Source organism: Rubrivivax rivuli (genome assembly GCF_004016505.1).
Lineage (GTDB): Bacteria > Pseudomonadota > Gammaproteobacteria > Burkholderiales > Burkholderiaceae_C > Rubrivivax > Rubrivivax rivuli.
In genome coordinates, this window is sequence record NZ_SACR01000003.1 from 318,275 (window position 1) to 333,280 (window position 15,006).

Sequence of the window (15,006 nt, forward strand, 5' to 3'; positions counted from 1 at the left end):
CCTTGCTTATTGCTTGTTGCGGAAGAGCACGCGCGCCAGGATGTTGAGCGCGAGCACACCGATGGTGATGAGGAAGACGCCTGCCCACGCCAGCTTCTGCCAGTTCTCGTAGGGGCTCATCGCGAACTTGAAGATCGTGACCGGCAGGCTCGCCATGGGCTCGCCCAGGCTGGCGGTGAAGAACTGGTTCGACAGCGCCGTGAACAGCAGCGGTGCGGTTTCACCCGCGATGCGCGCCAGCGCCAGAAGCACCCCCGTGACCACGCCCGCCCGCGCCGCCTTCAGCGTGACGGACGAGATCACCTTCCACTTCGGCGTGCCCAATGCATAGGCCGCTTCGCGCAGCGCGTTCGGGATCAGGCTGAGCATGTTCTCGGTGGTGCGCACCACCACCGGAATGACGATCAGCGCGAGCGCCAGCACACCCGCGTAGCCGGAAAAGGTCTTGGTGGTGGCCACCACCACGGCGTAGATGAAGAGGCCGATGACGATGGAGGGCGCCGACAGCAGGATGTCGTTGATGAAGCCGGTGGCCGCACCCAGCCAGGTGCGCTTGCCGTACTCGGCCAGGTACACACCGGCCATCACACCGATGGGGGTGCCCAGCGCGGTGGCCAGCGACACCATGATCAGCGAACCGACGATCGCGTTTGCAAGGCCCCCGGTCGCGGCCTGAGGCGGCGGTGTCGACTCTGTGAAGACTGACAGCGCCAGCCCGCCAATGCCCAGGCGCACCGTCTCGAACAGGATCCACACCAGCCAGAACAGGCCGAAGGCCATCGCCGCCAGGGCGAGGCTCAGCGAGACCACGTTGATGACCTTGCGCTTGCGGTGCAGCGCCATGCGGCGCGCATCCATCGTGGCGAAGCTGCTCATGTGCGGCTCCCTTCGTTGCGGCGCAGGCGGGACAGCAGGATCTTGGAAGCCGCCAGCACCACGAAGGTGATGAAGAAGAGGATGAGGCCGAGGTAGATCAGCGCGGCCTGGTGCAGGCCTTCGCCGGCTTCAGCGAACTCGTTGGCCAGCGCCGAGGTGATGCTGTTGGCCGCCTCGAACAGCGAGAGCGAGTCGAGCTGGTTGAAGTTGCCAATGACGAACGTGACCGCCATGGTCTCGCCCAGTGCGCGTCCCAGGCCCAGCATGATCGCGCCGACCACGCCGGTCTTGGTGTAGGGCAGCACGACCTTGGAAACCACCTCCCAGGTGGTGGAGCCCAGTCCGTAGGCGGACTCCTTCAGCAGCGCCGGGGTGGTCTCGAAGACATCCCGCATCACCGACGCGATGAAAGGAATGATCATGATCGCCAGGATGATGCCGGCCGAGAGGATGCCGATGCCCACCGGCGGGCCAGCGAACAGCGTGCCGAGGAAGGGCACGCCATCGAAGACGCTCTGCAGCGGCTGCTGCACATAGGTGGACAAGATGGGCCCGAACACCAGCAGGCCCCACATGCCGTAGACGATGGAAGGCACGGCCGCCAGCAGTTCAACCGCCACGCCCAGCGGGCGCTTCAGCCACGAGGGCGAGAGCTCGGTGAGGAAGATGGCGATGCCGAAACTCACGGGCACCGCGATCAGCAGCGCGATGAAGCTCGTCATCAGCGTGCCGTAGATCATCACCAGGCCGCCGAACTTCAGCTGCACCGGGTCCCACTCGGTGGAGGCCAGGAAGCCCAGGCCGAATTCGCGGATGGCCGGCATGGCACCGACCACCAGCGAGACAATGATGCCGACCAGCAGCAGCAAGGTCACCCAGGCGGCCGCATGGGCCAGGAAGGAAAATGCGCTGTCGGCCCAGGGCCAGACACGACGCCGGCCGGGCGGGTCGCCCAGAGGGGAGGCTCGCTCCATTTTTTTGTTCTCGGGGTATGGACTGGCGGGCAGTGTAGCGGCCATGGGGCCTCCGCTCGAACGCAGGAAGGGCGCTGTGTCGGCGCGCCAGCGCAGCCCTGGGGCTGCGCGGCACGAGACCTGTCAGCGGCTCACTTGAAGGCGATGGGCTTGCCGGCGGTGTCCTTCAGGTTGTCGGCCCACTGCTTGCGCACCAGGTCCTTCACCGCGGCGGGCATCGGCACGTAGTCCAGGTCGTCGGCCATCTGGTCGCCGTTGGTGAAGGCCCAGTCGAAGAACTTCAGCGTGTTCGTGGCGTTGGCCGGCTTGTCCTGGCTCTTGTACATCAGGATGTAGGTGGCGCCGGTGATGGGCCAGCTGTCCTTGCCAGGCTGCTCGGTGAGGATCTGATAGAAGCTCTTGGCCCACTCCGCGCCGGCAGCGGCGGCCTTGAAGTTGGTGTCGCGAGGCGGCACGAACTGGCCGTCCTTGTTGCGCATGAGCACATAGCTCATCTTGTTCTGCTTGGCGTAGGCGTACTCGACGTAGCCGATCGAGTTCGGCAGGCGCTGCACGAAAGCCGAAACGCCTTCGTTGCCCTTGCCGCCGGCGCCGGCCGGCCAGTTCACGGCGGTGCCCTCGCCCACCTTGGCCTTCCACTCGGCGTTCACCTTCGAGAGGTAGTTGGTGAAGATGAAGGTCGTGCCCGAGCCGTCAGCGCGACGCACCGGCGAGATGGCGGCGTCCGGCAGCGGCACGCCAGGGTTCAGGGCAGCGATGGCCGGGTCGTTCCAGCGCTTGATGTTGCCGAGGTAGATGTCGCCCAGCAGCTGGCCGGTCATCTTGATCTGGCCCGGAGCGATGCCCTTGATGTTGACCACCGGCACCACGCCACCGATCACCGTGGGGAACTGGATCATGCCGTCCTTGGCCAGATCGGCATCGGTCAGCGGCATGTCGGTGGCACCGAAGTCGACCGTCTTGCCGCGGATCTGGCGGATGCCAGCGCCGGAACCCACCGACTGGTAGTTGATGCGTGCGCCCGTCGCCTTGTTGTAGGCGTCGGCCCACTTGGCGTAGACCGGTGCGGGGAAGGTGGCACCGGCGCCCGTCACGTCTTGCGCGAAGGCGGAGGCGGCGAAGACCGTGACAGCGGCGGCAAGGGTGGCGCGGCGGAAGAGATTCATGCGTGGGCCTCGGTGAGTGCGAAAGTTGGCAACGGGACGAAGTCTAGGCAGGCTCGATGACAGCCCCGTGACATGACAAGTCCCCACCGGGCGTCCGGGCGGGTCTGTGACAGCCTGCCATGGATCCGTCACGAATCGGTCATGGACGGGCCCTAGCCTTGCGGCCCGCAACCTTCAACCCCACGGAGTCCCCGCTCATGACCCTCATCCGCAGAACCTGGCTGCTCGCCCCCGCCGCCCTCGCCCTGGCCGCCATGGTTGGCTGCGCCAGCACGCCGGCGCCTGCCACCGTGGCTGAAACGGCGGCCCGTACGCCGCAGCTGTCCACCCTGACCAAGCTCATCGCCGACGCCGGCCTCACCGACACGCTCAAGGGCAGCGGGCCGTTCACGGTCTTCGCACCCAGCGACGAGGCCTTCAAGGCGGTGCCTGCCAAGACCATGGCCGAACTGGCGGCCAACAAGGAGTTGTTGCGCTCGGTGCTGACCTACCACGTGGTCGCAGGCAAGGTGATGGCCGCCGACGTCAAGACGGGCAACCTGAAGTCGGTTCAAGGCGCCAACCTCGGCGTGGCCAAGGCGGGTGATTTCGTCACGGTCGAAGACGCCGTGGTGACGCAAGCCGACGTCGGCGCGACCAATGGGGTGGTGCACGTCATCGACAAGGTGATGATGCCGCCGCGCCGCTGATCGGCTGATCCGTCGGCGCCCCAGGCTGGGCCCGGGGCGCCGGGGCTAAGTGCTCAGGCCGCGGCAGCCGCCTCGGCCATGCGTTCGGCGCAGCGGCGCCCCAGGGCGGCGTCACGCGCCTCGACCATCACCCGCAGCACGGGCTCGGTGCCCGAGGCGCGTATGAGCACCCGGCCGCTGCTGCCCAGGTCGCGCTCGGCCTGCTCGCGCGCCTGGGCCAGCTGCGCGCTCTGCTTCCAGTCGCTGCCTTCACGCAGGCGCACATTGATCATGGTCTGCGGACAGAGCTCCACGCCCTCCAGCAGGCCAGCCAGCGTTCCGCCGCTGCGGCGCACGGCCTGCAGCACCTGCAAGGCGCTGACGATGCCGTCACCGGTGGTGTGGCAATCGAGGGCCAACAGGTGCCCTGAGCTCTCACCCCCCAGTTGCCAGCCGTGGGCGCTGAGTTCCTCCAGCACGTAACGATCGCCGACCTTGGCACGCACGAGCCGCACGCCGCGTGCAGCAAGGGCCTGCTCCACGGCGATATTGGTCATGAGGGTGCCGACCACACCCGGCACGGCCTGCCGCTGGGCGAGGCGGTCTACGGCCATCACGTAGAGCAACTCATCGCCGTTGTAGAGGCGGCCCTGGGCATCGACAAGTTGCAGCCGGTCGGCGTCGCCGTCCAGTGCGATGCCGTAGTCAGCCCGGTGCTCGGCCACGGCCTTCACCAGGGCCTGGGGCGACGTGGCACCGACGCCTGCATTGATGTTCAGCCCATCCGGGCTGCAGCCGATCTTGACCACCTGCGCGCCCAGCTCGTGAAACACGTCGGGCGCCACGTGGTAGGCCGCGCCGTGGGCGGCATCGACCACCACCTTCATGCCGCGAAGAGACAGGCTGTTGGGCACCGTGCTCTTGCAGAACTCGATGTAGCGGCCACCCGCGTCATCCAGTCGACGCGCCTTCCCGAGACGGGCTGAATCCACCCACTGGGGCGTACGCTGCAGTTCCGCCTCGACCTCGAGTTCCCAAGCGTCCGGGAGCTTCTCGCCTTTGGCGGAGAAGAACTTGACCCCGTTGTCATCGAAAGGGTTGTGCGATGCGCTGATCACCACGCCCAGATCCAGGCGCAAGGCCCGGGTGAGATAGGCCACGCCCGGTGTGGGCAGGGGGCCGCTCAGCAGCACATCGACGCCAGCCGAAGCAAACCCGGCCTCCAGCGACGACTCGATCATGTAGCCCGAGATCCGGGTGTCCTTGCCGATCAACACCGTGGCCGGACGGCCGCCGCGCCGCAGCACCTGGCCGACGGCGTGACCGAGGCGCAGCATGAAGTCGGGGGTGATGGGGCTCTGACCGACCGTGCCACGGATGCCGTCGGTACCGAAATACGCTCTGCTCATTGTTGTCTTCTCCTCTGACGATTTTCGCTCGGCACGGGCCAGACCCGACCCGCCCTCTCAGGGGGCCCTCATTGCCACCCGCTGCCGTGTTCTGAATCCGCCTGTGCCGCTTGCCACACCTTCAAGGCGTCCACCGTGGCAGCCACGTCGTGCACGCGCACCACGGCGGCCCCGTGATGCACGGCTGCCAGCGCCGCGGCCACGCTGGCCGCGAGGCGCTCAGCCACCGGCCGGCCCGTGACCAGCCCCAGCGTACCCTTGCGTGACCAGCCCACCAGCAAGGGCCGCGGCAGTGCCGCAACCAGCGCGCGCTGCCCGCGCAAAAGACGCAGGTTGTCCTCGGGCCCTTTGGCGAACCCGATGCCTGGGTCGAGCAGCAGCCGGCTCGCGCCGATACCGGCTGCCAAGACCTCGGCCGCACGCTGCCGCAACCAGGCCCCCACTTCGGCAACGACATCGCCATAGGCCGTCATCGCCTGCATGGTGTCGGGCTCGCCGCGCATGTGCATCAAGCACACACCCGCCGAGGCATGGCTCGCCACGCAGGCCAGGGCACCGGGCCTGCGCAGGGCACGCACGTCATTGACGATGTCCACGCCCAGCGCCAGCGCCTGCTCCATCACCCGGACATCGCTGGTGTCCACCGACACCGGCACACCCAGACTCAAGGCACCTTCGAGAACAGGCAACACGCGCGCCAGTTCCTCCTCTGCCGCCAGCGCAGCCGCCCCGGGCCGGGTGGACTCACCGCCGATGTCGAGGATGTCTGCGCCTTCGGCCACCAGGCGCTCGCAATGGGCCAGCGCAGCCCGGGTGCTCGCGTGCCGGCCTCCATCGGAGAAGGAATCGGGCGTCACGTTGACGATGCCCATGACGCGCGGACGAGACAGGTCGATGGAAAAGCGCGTTGTCTGCCAGAGGGCGTTCAGGGCAGTCAAGATCCGGGGCTCCGCGGGCGGTGTCTGGGGACGGCCGGGCAATGAAAAGCGGGGCCGAAGCCCCGCTGCCTTGTCAACACTGCCGGCGCTCAGGCTGCTGCCGGTGCGCTGTCGGTGCCGACGCTGGACGACGGCCCGCTGGGTGGCTTGCTGGACGAAGGCGTCCAGTCTTTCGGCGCGCGGGGCGGCTTGCCGGCCATGATGTCGTCGATCTGGTCGCTGTCGATGGTTTCCCACTCCAGCAGGGCCTGCGCCATCGAGTGCATCTTGTCCTTGTTGTCCTCGATGAGCTTGCGGGCGATGCTGTACTGCTCGTCGATGATGCGGCGGATCACGCCATCCACCTTGCGCATGGTCTCCTCCGACATGCTGGTGGTCTTGGTGACGCTGCGGCCCAGGAAGACCTCGCCTTCGTTCTCGGCGTAGACCATGGGACCCAGTTCGTCGGTCATACCGTAGCGCGTGACCATGTCGCGGGCGATGGCTGTGGCGCGCTCGAAGTCGTTGCTGGCGCCGGTGGTCATCTGGTTCATGAACACCTCTTCAGCAATGCGTCCGCCGAAGAGCACGCTGATCGTGGAGAGCATGCGCTCCTTGTCCATGCTGTAGCGGTCGCCTTCGGGCAACTGCATGGTCACCCCCAGGGCACGGCCGCGCGGGATGACAGTCACCTTGTGCACCGGGTCGGTCTTGGGCATGAGGCGCGCCACCAGTGCATGGCCAGCCTCGTGGTACGCCGTGTTCTTGCGCTCTTCCTCGGGCATGACCATGGACTTCCGCTCGGGGCCCATCATGATCTTGTCCTTGGCCTTCTCGAAGTCGACCATCTCGACCACGCGGCCGTTGCGGCGTGCCGCGAACAGGGCCGCCTCGTTCACCAGGTTGGCAAGGTCGGCCCCGCTGAAGCCCGGTGTGCCGCGCGCCAGGATGTCGGCCCGGATGTCCTGGCCCACGGGCACCTTGCGCATGTGCACGTTCAGGATCTGCTCACGGCCTCGCACGTCGGGCAGCGTCACGTAGACCTGGCGGTCGAAGCGGCCCGGGCGCAGCAGAGCGGGGTCGAGGATGTCGGGCCGGTTGGTGGCCGCCATCACGATGACGCCGAGGTTGGTCTCGAAACCGTCCATCTCCACGAGCATCTGGTTCAGCGTCTGCTCGCGCTCGTCGTTGCCGCCGCCCAGGCCGGCCCCGCGGTGGCGACCGACGGCGTCGATTTCGTCGATGAAGATGATGCATGGCGCGCTCTTCTTGGCCTGCTCGAACATGTCGCGCACACGGGCCGCGCCCACGCCGACGAACATCTCGACGAAGTCGGAGCCGCTGATGCTGAAGAACGGCACCTTGGCCTCGCCAGCGATGGCCTTGGCCAGCAGCGTCTTCCCGGTGCCCGGGGGGCCGACGAGCAGCACGCCGCGCGGGATGCGACCGCCCAGCTTCTGGAACTTCTGCGGGTCTTTCAGGAAGTCGACCAGTTCCTTCACCTCTTCCTTGGCTTCGTCGCAACCGGCGACGTCCTGGAAGGTGGTGGAGTTGTTGGCCTCGTCAAGCATGCGCGCCTTGCTCTTGCCGAAGCTGAAGGCGCCACCTTTGCCGCCGCCTTGCATCTGGCGCATGAAGTAGATCCACACGCCGATCAGCAGCAGCATCGGGCCCCAGCTGACGAGGATGCTCATCAGCAGGCTGGGCTCTTCACGCGGGCGCACGTCGAACTTGACGTTGTTGGCGATGAGGTCGCCAACCAAGCCGCGGTCGAGGTAGGTGGCGGTGCTGCGCAGGCGCTTGTCGTCGGTGGTGACGGCCTGGATCTCGGTACCGCCGCCCGGGTTTTCCTGCAGCGTGACGGAACGGATGCGCTTGGCGCGGACTTCTTCCAGGAAATCGGAATAACCGATCTGGTTGCCCTGGGTGGTGCTGCGGTCAAACTGCTTGAAGACCGTGAACAGCACGAGCGCGATCACGAGCCAGACGGCGACTTTCGAAAACCATTGGTTGTTCACCGCGGCTCCTTTTCCAGTTCAGCGGTACGGCAGGCCGGATTCGACGCGCCGCGATCCACGGTAGTTGGGGTTGATTCTAAAGCAGTCAAGGGTATGCAAACGCCGTCTGAGAGGGTGAGGAAAGGGGCGAAAAGACCACAGTTATCGCACCAGACACGGCGCATTCGAGGTCACCGCATCAGGCTTTCTGGCAGGTTAGCGGCCTTTCAGTCCCACGCCGACCAGAAAGGTTTCTGCCGATTTGTCGCGCGAGGCCTTGGGCTTGATGGGTTTGACGGTGCGAAAGGTCTGCCGGAACAAGGCCACCAGCGTGTTGTAGCCACTGCCGTGGAAACACTTGCAGACCAGCGCCCCTTCGGGCTTGAGGTGGTGGACGGCGAAATCCACCGCCAGTTCCACCAGGTGCTCCACGCGCGCTGTGTCTGTGACCTCGATGCCAGAGAGATTGGGTGCCATGTCCGACACCACCACGTCCACCGGCCGCCCCTGCAAGGCCCCAGTCAGTTGCTGCGCCACGGCTTCTTCGCGGAAGTCGCCCTGTATGAACTGCACGCCTTCGATCGGTTCGAAGTCCAGCAGATCGAGTGCGATCACCGTGCCTCGGAGTTCGCCGACGGCCGCGCCCTCGGGTGCGAAGCGCCGCCGCAGGTACTGGCTCCAGGCGCCCGGCGAGGCGCCGAGATCCACCACCACCTGCCCCGGCCTGATCAGCCGCAGCGTCTCGTCGATCTCCTTCAGCTTGTAGGCCGCACGGGCCCGGTAGCCCTCGCGCTGGGCGAGCTTGACGTAGGGGTCGTTGACATGGTCGTTGAGCCACGCCTTGTTGATCTTCTTGCTTTTGCTGTCGATCTTCATTCGCGTTCGATAATACGGGCATGACCGCTATCCAGCTCACCCCCGCCGAACGCAAGGAGCATCGCTCCGGCGCCCATCACCTGGACCCGGTTGTCATGATCGGTGGCGACGGCCTCACGCCCGCCGTCGAGAAGGAAGTGAACGCCGCCCTGAACGCCCACGGGCTCATCAAGGTGCGCGTGTTCTCCGACGACCGCGCCACGCGCGAAGCCATGCTTGCCACGCTGGCCGACAAGCTCAGCGCAGCCCCCATCCAGCACATCGGCAAGCTGCTGGTACTTTGGCGCCCCATGCCCGAGAAGGAAGCCGCGCCGCGCGACGACCGCAAGCCTGGCCCCCGCACCGTCAAGTTGGTGAGCTTCTCCAAGAGCGGCAACCACCGCGCCACCGTCAAGACCGTCAAGGTCTTCGGCAACGAGCGAGTCACCGCTGGCGGCTCCATCAAGCGCGTGAAGAAGCGCGTGACCAGCGTGAAGAAGAAGGCCCAGGCTCAGTGAGCCGGCGGCCTGGCGGCACGCCAGGCCAGTGCCAGCACCAGCAGGCCCTTGAGGACGAAAAACGCGGCGCTCGCCGCATGCAACTGGCCGAAGCTGAAGGCGCCCTGCCCGGCCTTGGCGGCCGGCATCAGCGGCTGAATGGCGAAGTAGCCCGCCACCGTGCAGAACAACGCCCCGAGCGCCAGCACCATGCCCGGGCTGAATTGCGGGCCGGTGCCAGCGAGCGCTGCGCGCCGTGCGGCCACGCGCTCCAGCGCCACCATCACCACACCCAGGGCCAGGCTGGTGTAGGCCTCCTGCGCCAGCATGCGGCCGACCATGCGGCCGGCGTCTGCGCCGCTGAGCTGGGCGAACACTGCCGGCGTGGCCAGCAGCGCCACGCACAGCAGCCAGCCGGCCCACAGGCCCGGCAGCAGCCGGCGGGCGCGTTCCAGCAGCGCTGGCATCAGACGTAGCGCACGTCCACGATCTCCCAGCGGCGCACGCCCCCGGGGGCCTGCACCTCGGCCACGTCGCCGGCTTCCTTGCCGATGAGCGCGCGGGCGATGGGGCTGCTGATGGAGATCAGGCCCTGCTTGAGGTCGGCCTCGTCGTCGCCAACGATCTGGTAAGTGACCTTGGCGCCGCTGTCCTCGTCTTCCAGGTCGACGGTGGTGCCGAAGACCACCTTGCCGCCCGCGTCGAGCGACGACGGATCGATGACCTGGGCCGCCGCGAGCTTGGATTCGAGTTCCTTGATGCGGCCCTCGATGAAGCCCTGCTTGTCCTTGGCGGCGTCGTACTCGGCGTTCTCCGAGAGATCGCCCTGGGCCCGGGCTTCGCTGATGGCCTGGATCACGGCATGCCGCTCCACCGACTTGAGCCGGTGCAGTTCGCTCTTCAGCAGTTCGGCGCCGCGACGCGTGAGGGGGATGGTGACCATGGGGACAGCTGCACGAAGCAAGAGTGGGGCGAAAGTGAATCCGCCGCAGGGAGCCCGGTGGGGGCGGCCTGCGGCGGAAGACGAGTCGCGGAGTTTAGTGCACTTCGCCCGGCGCCACGGCCCGAAGTTGGGCGTGCAGCTCCTGCAGCGACACCACGCTCAGCGTGTCCTGGTGCTTCAGCGCCTCGGTGGCCGCTTCAGCCCCAGCCATGGTGGTGTAGTAGGTCACGCGGTTGGCCAGCGCCGCGGTGCGGATGTAGCGCGAGTCGGCGATCGCCGTGCGCGTTTCATCGACCGTGGTGTAGACGAGTTGGATCTCGCCGGCCTTCACCATGTCGGCGATGTGCGGCCTGCCGTCCTTGACCTTGTTCACCAGCTTCACCGGGATGCCGGCCTCGCCGATGGCCGCCGCCGTGCCCTTGGTGGCCACCACCTGGTAGCCCAGGGCCACCAGATCACGCGCCACGACGATGGCCCGCGCCTTGTCGCTGTTCTTCACCGTGATCACCACGGTGCCCTTCTCGGGCAGGCGTGAGCCGGCGCCCAGCTGGCTCTTGAGCATGGCCTCGCCAAAGGTGGCGCCCACGCCCATCACCTCGCCCGTGGATCGCATCTCGGGCCCGAGGATGGGGTCCACGCCCGGGAACTTGTTGAAGGGGAAGACCGCTTCCTTGATGCTGAAGTAAGGCGGCACCACCTCGCGCGGCGGCAGTCCGTCGTCGCTGCGCTGCGAGGCCAGGCTCTGGCCGGCCATGCAGCGGGCCGCGATCTTGGCCAGGGCCTGGCCCGTGGCCTTGCTGACGTAGGGCACGGTGCGGCTGGCGCGCGGGTTCACTTCCAGCACGTAGACGACGGCATCGTCGCCCTCGCCCTGGATGGCGAACTGCGTGTTCATCAGCCCCACCACCTTCAGCGCCTTTGCCATCACCGTGGCCTGGCGACGCATCTCGTCCTGCAGCTTGGCGCTCAGCGTGTAGGGCGGCAGCGAGCAGGCCGAATCACCGCTGTGGATGCCGGCGGCTTCCACGTGTTCCATGATGCCGCCGATCATCACCTCGGTCCCGTCGCTGATGCAGTCGACGTCCACCTCGATGGCGTCGTCAAGAAAGCGGTCCAGCAGCACCGGGCTCTTCTCGCTGACCTGCACGGCTTCGCGCATGTAGCGGTTCAGGTCCTTGTCGCCGTGCACGATCTCCATCGCGCGGCCGCCCAGCACGTAGCTCGGGCGCACCACCAGCGGGTAGCCGATCTCCTGCGCCAGGGCCAACGCCTGCTCTTCGGTGCGCGCGGTGCGGTTGGGCGGCTGCTTGAGGCCCAGTTCGTGCAGCAGCTTCTGGAAACGCTCGCGGTCTTCAGCGATGTCGATGCTGTCGGGGCTGGTGCCGATGATGGGCACGCCGGCACGTTCCAGGTCGAGCGCCAGCTTCAGCGGCGTCTGCCCGCCGTACTGCACGATCACGCCCAGGGGCTGCTCTTTGGCCACGATCTCCAGTACGTCTTCCAGCGTCACCGGCTCGAAGTACAGGCGGTCCGACGTGTCGTAGTCGGTGGACACCGTCTCCGGGTTGCAGTTGACCATGATGGTCTCGTAGCCGTCTTCGCGCATGGCGAGAGCGGCGTGCACGCAGCAGTAGTCGAACTCGATGCCCTGGCCGATGCGGTTGGGCCCGCCGCCCAGCACCATGATCTTCTTCTTGTTCGACGGCGCGGCTTCACACTCTTCGTCGTAGCTGCTGTACATGTACGCCGTTTGCGTGGCGAACTCGGCCGCGCAGGTGTCCACGCGCTTGTAGACCGGGCGCACGTTGAGTGCGTGGCGGCGTTCGCGCACGGCGTGCTGGTGCGTGGCCATCAGCTTGGCCAGGCGGCGGTCGCTGAAGCCCTTGCGCTTGACGTAGCGCAGTTCGGTTTCGCTCAGGCTCTCCAGCGTGCGACTCTTGAGCTGCTGCTCGAGCTGGATCAGTTCCTGGATCTGCGCCAGGAACCAGGGGTCGACCGCGGTCTCCTCGAACACCTCCTCCAGGCTCATGCCCACGCGGAAGGCGTCGGCCAGGAACAGGATGCGCTCGGGGCCGGGGTTGCCGATCTCGTCGATGATCTCGTCGCGGTCGGTGCTGCGTTCGGTCAGGCCGTCGATGCCGGTCTCCAGGCCGCGCAGCGCCTTCTGGAAGCTCTCCTGGAAGGTGCGGCCGATGGCCATCACCTCGCCCACGCTCTTCATCTGCGTGGTGAGGTGGGGGTCGGCAGCCGGGAACTTCTCGAAGGCGAAACGCGGGATCTTCGTCACCACGTAGTCGATGCTGGGCTCGAAGCTCGCCGGCGTGGCGCCACCGGTGATGTCGTTGCGCAGCTCGTCGAGCGTGTAGCCCACGGCCAGCTTGGCCGCCACCTTGGCGATCGGAAAGCCCGTGGCCTTGGAGGCCAGCGCCGACGAACGCGACACACGCGGGTTCATCTCGATCACGATGAGTCGGCCGTTCTGCGGGTTGACCGAGAACTGCACGTTGGAGCCGCCCGTGTCGACGCCGATCTCGCGCAGGATGGCGATGCTGGCGTTGCGCATCACCTGGTATTCCTTGTCGGTGAGCGTCTGCGCCGGGGCCACGGTGATGCTGTCACCGGTGTGGATGCCCATGGGGTCGAGGTTCTCGATGCTGCACACGATGATGCAGTTGTCGGCGCGGTCGCGCACGACTTCCATCTCGAACTCTTTCCAGCCGATGAGACTTTCCTCGATCAGCAGTTCCTTGGTGGGCGAGAGGTCCAGGCCGCGCTTGCAGATCTCTTCGAACTCTTCCGGGTTGTAGGCGATGCCGCCACCTGTGCCGCCCATCGTGAAGCTGGGGCGGATGACCATGGGGAAGCCGGTGCCGCCGATCTCGGCCTGGATGCGCTTTTGCACCGCCAGCGCCTCATCCATGCTGTGCGCGATGCCGCTCTTGGCCGAATCGAGGCCGATGGACGTCATCGCGTCCTTGAACTTCATGCGGTCTTCGGCCTTCTCGATGGCGTGCTCGTTGGCACCGATCATCTCCACGCCGTACTTCGCCAGCACGCCGTGGCGGTGCAGGTCGAGCGCGCAGTTCAGCGCCGTCTGGCCGCCCATGGTGGGCAGGATGGCGTCGGGCCTTTCCTTCGCGATGATCTTCTCCACCACCTGCCAGGTGATGGGCTCGATGTAGGTGGCGTCCGCCATGCCGGGGTCGGTCATGATGGTCGCGGGGTTGCTGTTGACCAGCACCACGCGGTAGCCCTCTTCGCGCAGCGCCTTGCAGGCCTGGGCGCCGGAATAGTCGAATTCGCAGGCCTGGCCGATGACGATCGGGCCGGCACCGATGATGAGGATGGTCTTGAGGTCGGTGCGCTTAGGCATTCTTCTTCTCCGCCATCAGCGTCGTGAAGCGATCGAACAGGTAGGCGATGTCGTGCGGCCCGGGGCTGGCCTCGGGGTGGCCCTGGAAGCAGAAGGCCGGCTTGTCGCTGCGCGCCAGGCCCTGCAACGTGCCGTCGAACAGGCTGATGTGCGTGGGGCGCAGGTTCGCGGGCAGCGTCTTCTCGTCCACCGCGAAACCGTGGTTCTGGCTGGTGATGCTGACGCGGCCGGTGTCGAGGTCTTTCACCGGGTGGTTGGCACCGTGGTGGCCAAACTTCATCTTGAAGGTCTTGGCACCGCTGGCCAGCGCCATGATCTGGTGGCCAAGGCAGATGCCGAAGGTGGGCGTGCCGGTTTCGATGAGTTCGCGGGCGGCGTTGATGGCGTAGGTGCAGGGCTCGGGGTCGCCGGGACCGTTGCTGAGGAAGATGCCGTCGGGCTGGAGTTTCAGCACCTCGGCGGCAGACGTCTTGGCCGGAACCACCGTCACGCGGCAGCCGCGGCTGGCCAGCATGCGAAGAATGTTGAACTTCACGCCGAAGTCGTAGGCCACGACGTGGAACTTCGCGTCGGCCAGTTCGCCGTAGCCGCTGCCGAGTTGCCACTCGGTCTGCGTCCAGCGGTAGGGCTCGGCGGCCGAAACCACCTGTGCCAGGTCCAGGCCGGCCATCGACGGCGCGGCCTGGGCCTTGGCGACGGCACCAGCCACATCCTCGGCGGTGACGGTGTGGCCGACTGGGAAGGCCACGATGCAGCCGTTCTGCGCGCCGGTGGTGCGCAGCACACGCGTGAGGCGGCGCGTGTCGATGGCGGCGATGGCCACGGTGCCCTGCTGCGCCAGGTATTCAGGCAGGCTCATCGTGGCGCGGAAGTTCGAGACGCGCAGCGAAACGTCCTTGACGATCAAGCCAGCCGCGTGAACCCGGGCGGCCTCGACGTCCTCGGCATTGATGCCGACGTTGCCGATGTGCGGGTAGGTCAGCGTGACGATCTGGCGGCAGTAACTCGGGTCGGTGAGGATCTCCTGGTAGCCGGTGAGCGCGGTGTTGAACACCACTTCACCGACCGTGTGGCCAGGGGCACCGACGCTTGTGCCGTGGAAGGTGGTGCCATCTGCGAGGGCGAGCAGCGCAGGGGGCAGCGGGGGGACCAGTGACGGCAGCAAAGGCAAAGCTCCGGGGTTCGCACGCACCCAGCGCCTGGACTTTGCCCCTGCTTGCGCAGGGTGCGAGGCCAGGGTCCGAGGGGAAACCGACTGCGGAGTTTCGCTAGGGCTGCGTTGTTAGCGGGTAAACCGCCGGAGTATAGCCGGGCCGACGATGCCCCTGGGC

The 15,006-nt window shown here is 66.8% G+C and carries 13 protein-coding genes; 2 read left to right on the top strand and 11 right to left on the bottom strand.

Annotated elements, in window-relative coordinates; all coding sequences use genetic code 11:
- Positions 1-6: 6 nt before the first annotated feature.
- The 3 genes from pstA to pstS form a co-directional block, all read right to left on the bottom strand.
- Entirely contained in the window at positions 7-858 is an 852-nt protein-coding gene (gene pstA, locus EOE66_RS10025; RefSeq protein ID WP_375137475.1) for a phosphate ABC transporter permease PstA, read from the bottom strand.
- 14 nt (positions 859-872) lie between these two features.
- On the bottom strand, positions 873-1,850 hold the full coding sequence (gene pstC, locus EOE66_RS10030; protein WP_128228555.1) for a phosphate ABC transporter permease PstC: 978 nt from the start codon (positions 1,848-1,850) through the stop codon (positions 873-875).
- A 131-nt stretch (positions 1,851-1,981) separates the two neighbouring features.
- Positions 1,982-3,016, bottom strand: coding sequence for a phosphate ABC transporter substrate-binding protein PstS (pstS, locus tag EOE66_RS10035; protein ID WP_128228556.1), 1,035 nt, complete (start codon positions 3,014-3,016; stop codon positions 1,982-1,984).
- A 197-nt stretch (positions 3,017-3,213) separates the two neighbouring features.
- Between pstS and EOE66_RS10040 the strand changes: the two genes are divergently transcribed.
- The gene (locus EOE66_RS10040; RefSeq protein ID WP_128228557.1) at positions 3,214-3,705 is read left to right on the top strand and encodes a fasciclin domain-containing protein; all 492 of its coding nucleotides are present in this window, start codon (positions 3,214-3,216) and stop codon (positions 3,703-3,705) included.
- A 53-nt stretch (positions 3,706-3,758) separates the two neighbouring features.
- Here the strand turns inward: EOE66_RS10040 and glmM are convergent, their stop codons facing one another.
- From glmM to EOE66_RS10060, 4 genes are all read right to left on the bottom strand, one after another.
- Positions 3,759-5,093: a phosphoglucosamine mutase gene (gene glmM / locus EOE66_RS10045; RefSeq protein WP_128228558.1), complete on the bottom strand. Its 1,335-nt coding sequence runs from the start codon at positions 5,091-5,093 to the stop codon at positions 3,759-3,761.
- A gap of 68 nt (positions 5,094-5,161) precedes the next feature.
- A complete protein-coding gene (gene folP, locus EOE66_RS10050) occupies positions 5,162-5,965 on the bottom strand; it encodes a dihydropteroate synthase (protein ID WP_128228979.1) in 804 nt (267 codons plus the stop codon).
- Positions 5,966-6,120: 155 nt separating this feature from the next.
- The gene (gene ftsH, locus EOE66_RS10055; protein ID WP_128228559.1) at positions 6,121-8,028 is read right to left on the bottom strand and encodes an ATP-dependent zinc metalloprotease FtsH; all 1,908 of its coding nucleotides are present in this window, start codon (positions 8,026-8,028) and stop codon (positions 6,121-6,123) included.
- Between the two features lie 195 nt (positions 8,029-8,223).
- Complete coding sequence (locus EOE66_RS10060) at positions 8,224-8,883, bottom strand: RlmE family RNA methyltransferase (RefSeq protein WP_128228560.1); 660 nt, start codon at positions 8,881-8,883, stop codon at positions 8,224-8,226.
- A gap of 20 nt (positions 8,884-8,903) precedes the next feature.
- On the opposite strand from EOE66_RS10060, the gene EOE66_RS10065 reads away from it, so the two are divergent.
- On the top strand, positions 8,904-9,380 hold the full coding sequence (locus EOE66_RS10065) for a YhbY family RNA-binding protein (RefSeq protein ID WP_128228561.1): 477 nt from the start codon (positions 8,904-8,906) through the stop codon (positions 9,378-9,380).
- Here the strand turns inward: EOE66_RS10065 and EOE66_RS10070 are convergent.
- The 4 genes from EOE66_RS10070 to carA all read right to left on the bottom strand — a co-directional run bounded on the left by EOE66_RS10070 (position 9,374) and on the right by carA (position 14,828).
- On the bottom strand, positions 9,374-9,826 hold the full coding sequence (locus tag EOE66_RS10070) for a DUF4149 domain-containing protein (protein ID WP_128228562.1): 453 nt from the start codon (positions 9,824-9,826) through the stop codon (positions 9,374-9,376). The genes EOE66_RS10065 and EOE66_RS10070 overlap by 7 nt on opposite strands.
- A complete protein-coding gene (gene greA, locus EOE66_RS10075) occupies positions 9,826-10,302 on the bottom strand; it encodes a transcription elongation factor GreA (protein ID WP_128228563.1) in 477 nt (158 codons plus the stop codon). The genes EOE66_RS10070 and greA overlap by 1 nt, the downstream gene beginning before the upstream one ends.
- Before the next feature lie 94 nt (positions 10,303-10,396).
- Positions 10,397-13,675 (bottom strand): carbamoyl-phosphate synthase large subunit, encoded by a 3,279-nt coding sequence (gene carB, locus EOE66_RS10080; RefSeq protein WP_128228564.1) that lies wholly within the window; start codon positions 13,673-13,675, stop codon positions 10,397-10,399.
- Positions 13,668-14,828 carry a glutamine-hydrolyzing carbamoyl-phosphate synthase small subunit gene (carA, locus tag EOE66_RS10085; RefSeq protein WP_128228980.1) on the bottom strand — a complete coding sequence of 387 codons (1,161 nt, stop codon included), beginning with the start codon at positions 14,826-14,828 and terminating at the stop codon, positions 13,668-13,670. Before carA ends, carB begins: the two co-directional genes overlap by 8 nt.
- Positions 14,829-15,006: the final 178 nt, after the last annotated feature.

What these genes read in the sequence shown, in the direction of transcription:
- glmM (WP_128228558.1), bottom strand. Translation starts at nt 5,093, where the DNA reads ATGAGCAGAGCGTATTTCGGTACCGACGGCATCCGTGGCACGGTCGGT.
- greA (WP_128228563.1), bottom strand. Translation starts at nt 10,302, where the DNA reads ATGGTCACCATCCCCCTCACGCGTCGCGGCGCCGAACTGCTGAAGAGC.
- pstA (WP_375137475.1), bottom strand. Translation starts at nt 858, where the DNA reads ATGGATGCGCGCCGCATGGCGCTGCACCGCAAGCGCAAGGTCATCAAC.
- EOE66_RS10060 (WP_128228560.1), bottom strand. Translation starts at nt 8,883, where the DNA reads ATGAAGATCGACAGCAAAAGCAAGAAGATCAACAAGGCGTGGCTCAAC.
- pstC (WP_128228555.1), bottom strand. Translation starts at nt 1,850, where the DNA reads ATGGAGCGAGCCTCCCCTCTGGGCGACCCGCCCGGCCGGCGTCGTGTC.
- carB (WP_128228564.1), bottom strand. Translation starts at nt 13,675, where the DNA reads ATGCCTAAGCGCACCGACCTCAAGACCATCCTCATCATCGGTGCCGGC.
- pstS (WP_128228556.1), bottom strand. Translation starts at nt 3,016, where the DNA reads ATGAATCTCTTCCGCCGCGCCACCCTTGCCGCCGCTGTCACGGTCTTC.
- EOE66_RS10065 (WP_128228561.1), top strand. Translation starts at nt 8,904, where the DNA reads ATGACCGCTATCCAGCTCACCCCCGCCGAACGCAAGGAGCATCGCTCC.
- folP (WP_128228979.1), bottom strand. Translation starts at nt 5,965, where the DNA reads ATGGGCATCGTCAACGTGACGCCCGATTCCTTCTCCGATGGAGGCCGG.
- EOE66_RS10070 (WP_128228562.1), bottom strand. Translation starts at nt 9,826, where the DNA reads ATGCCAGCGCTGCTGGAACGCGCCCGCCGGCTGCTGCCGGGCCTGTGG.
- EOE66_RS10040 (WP_128228557.1), top strand. Translation starts at nt 3,214, where the DNA reads ATGACCCTCATCCGCAGAACCTGGCTGCTCGCCCCCGCCGCCCTCGCC.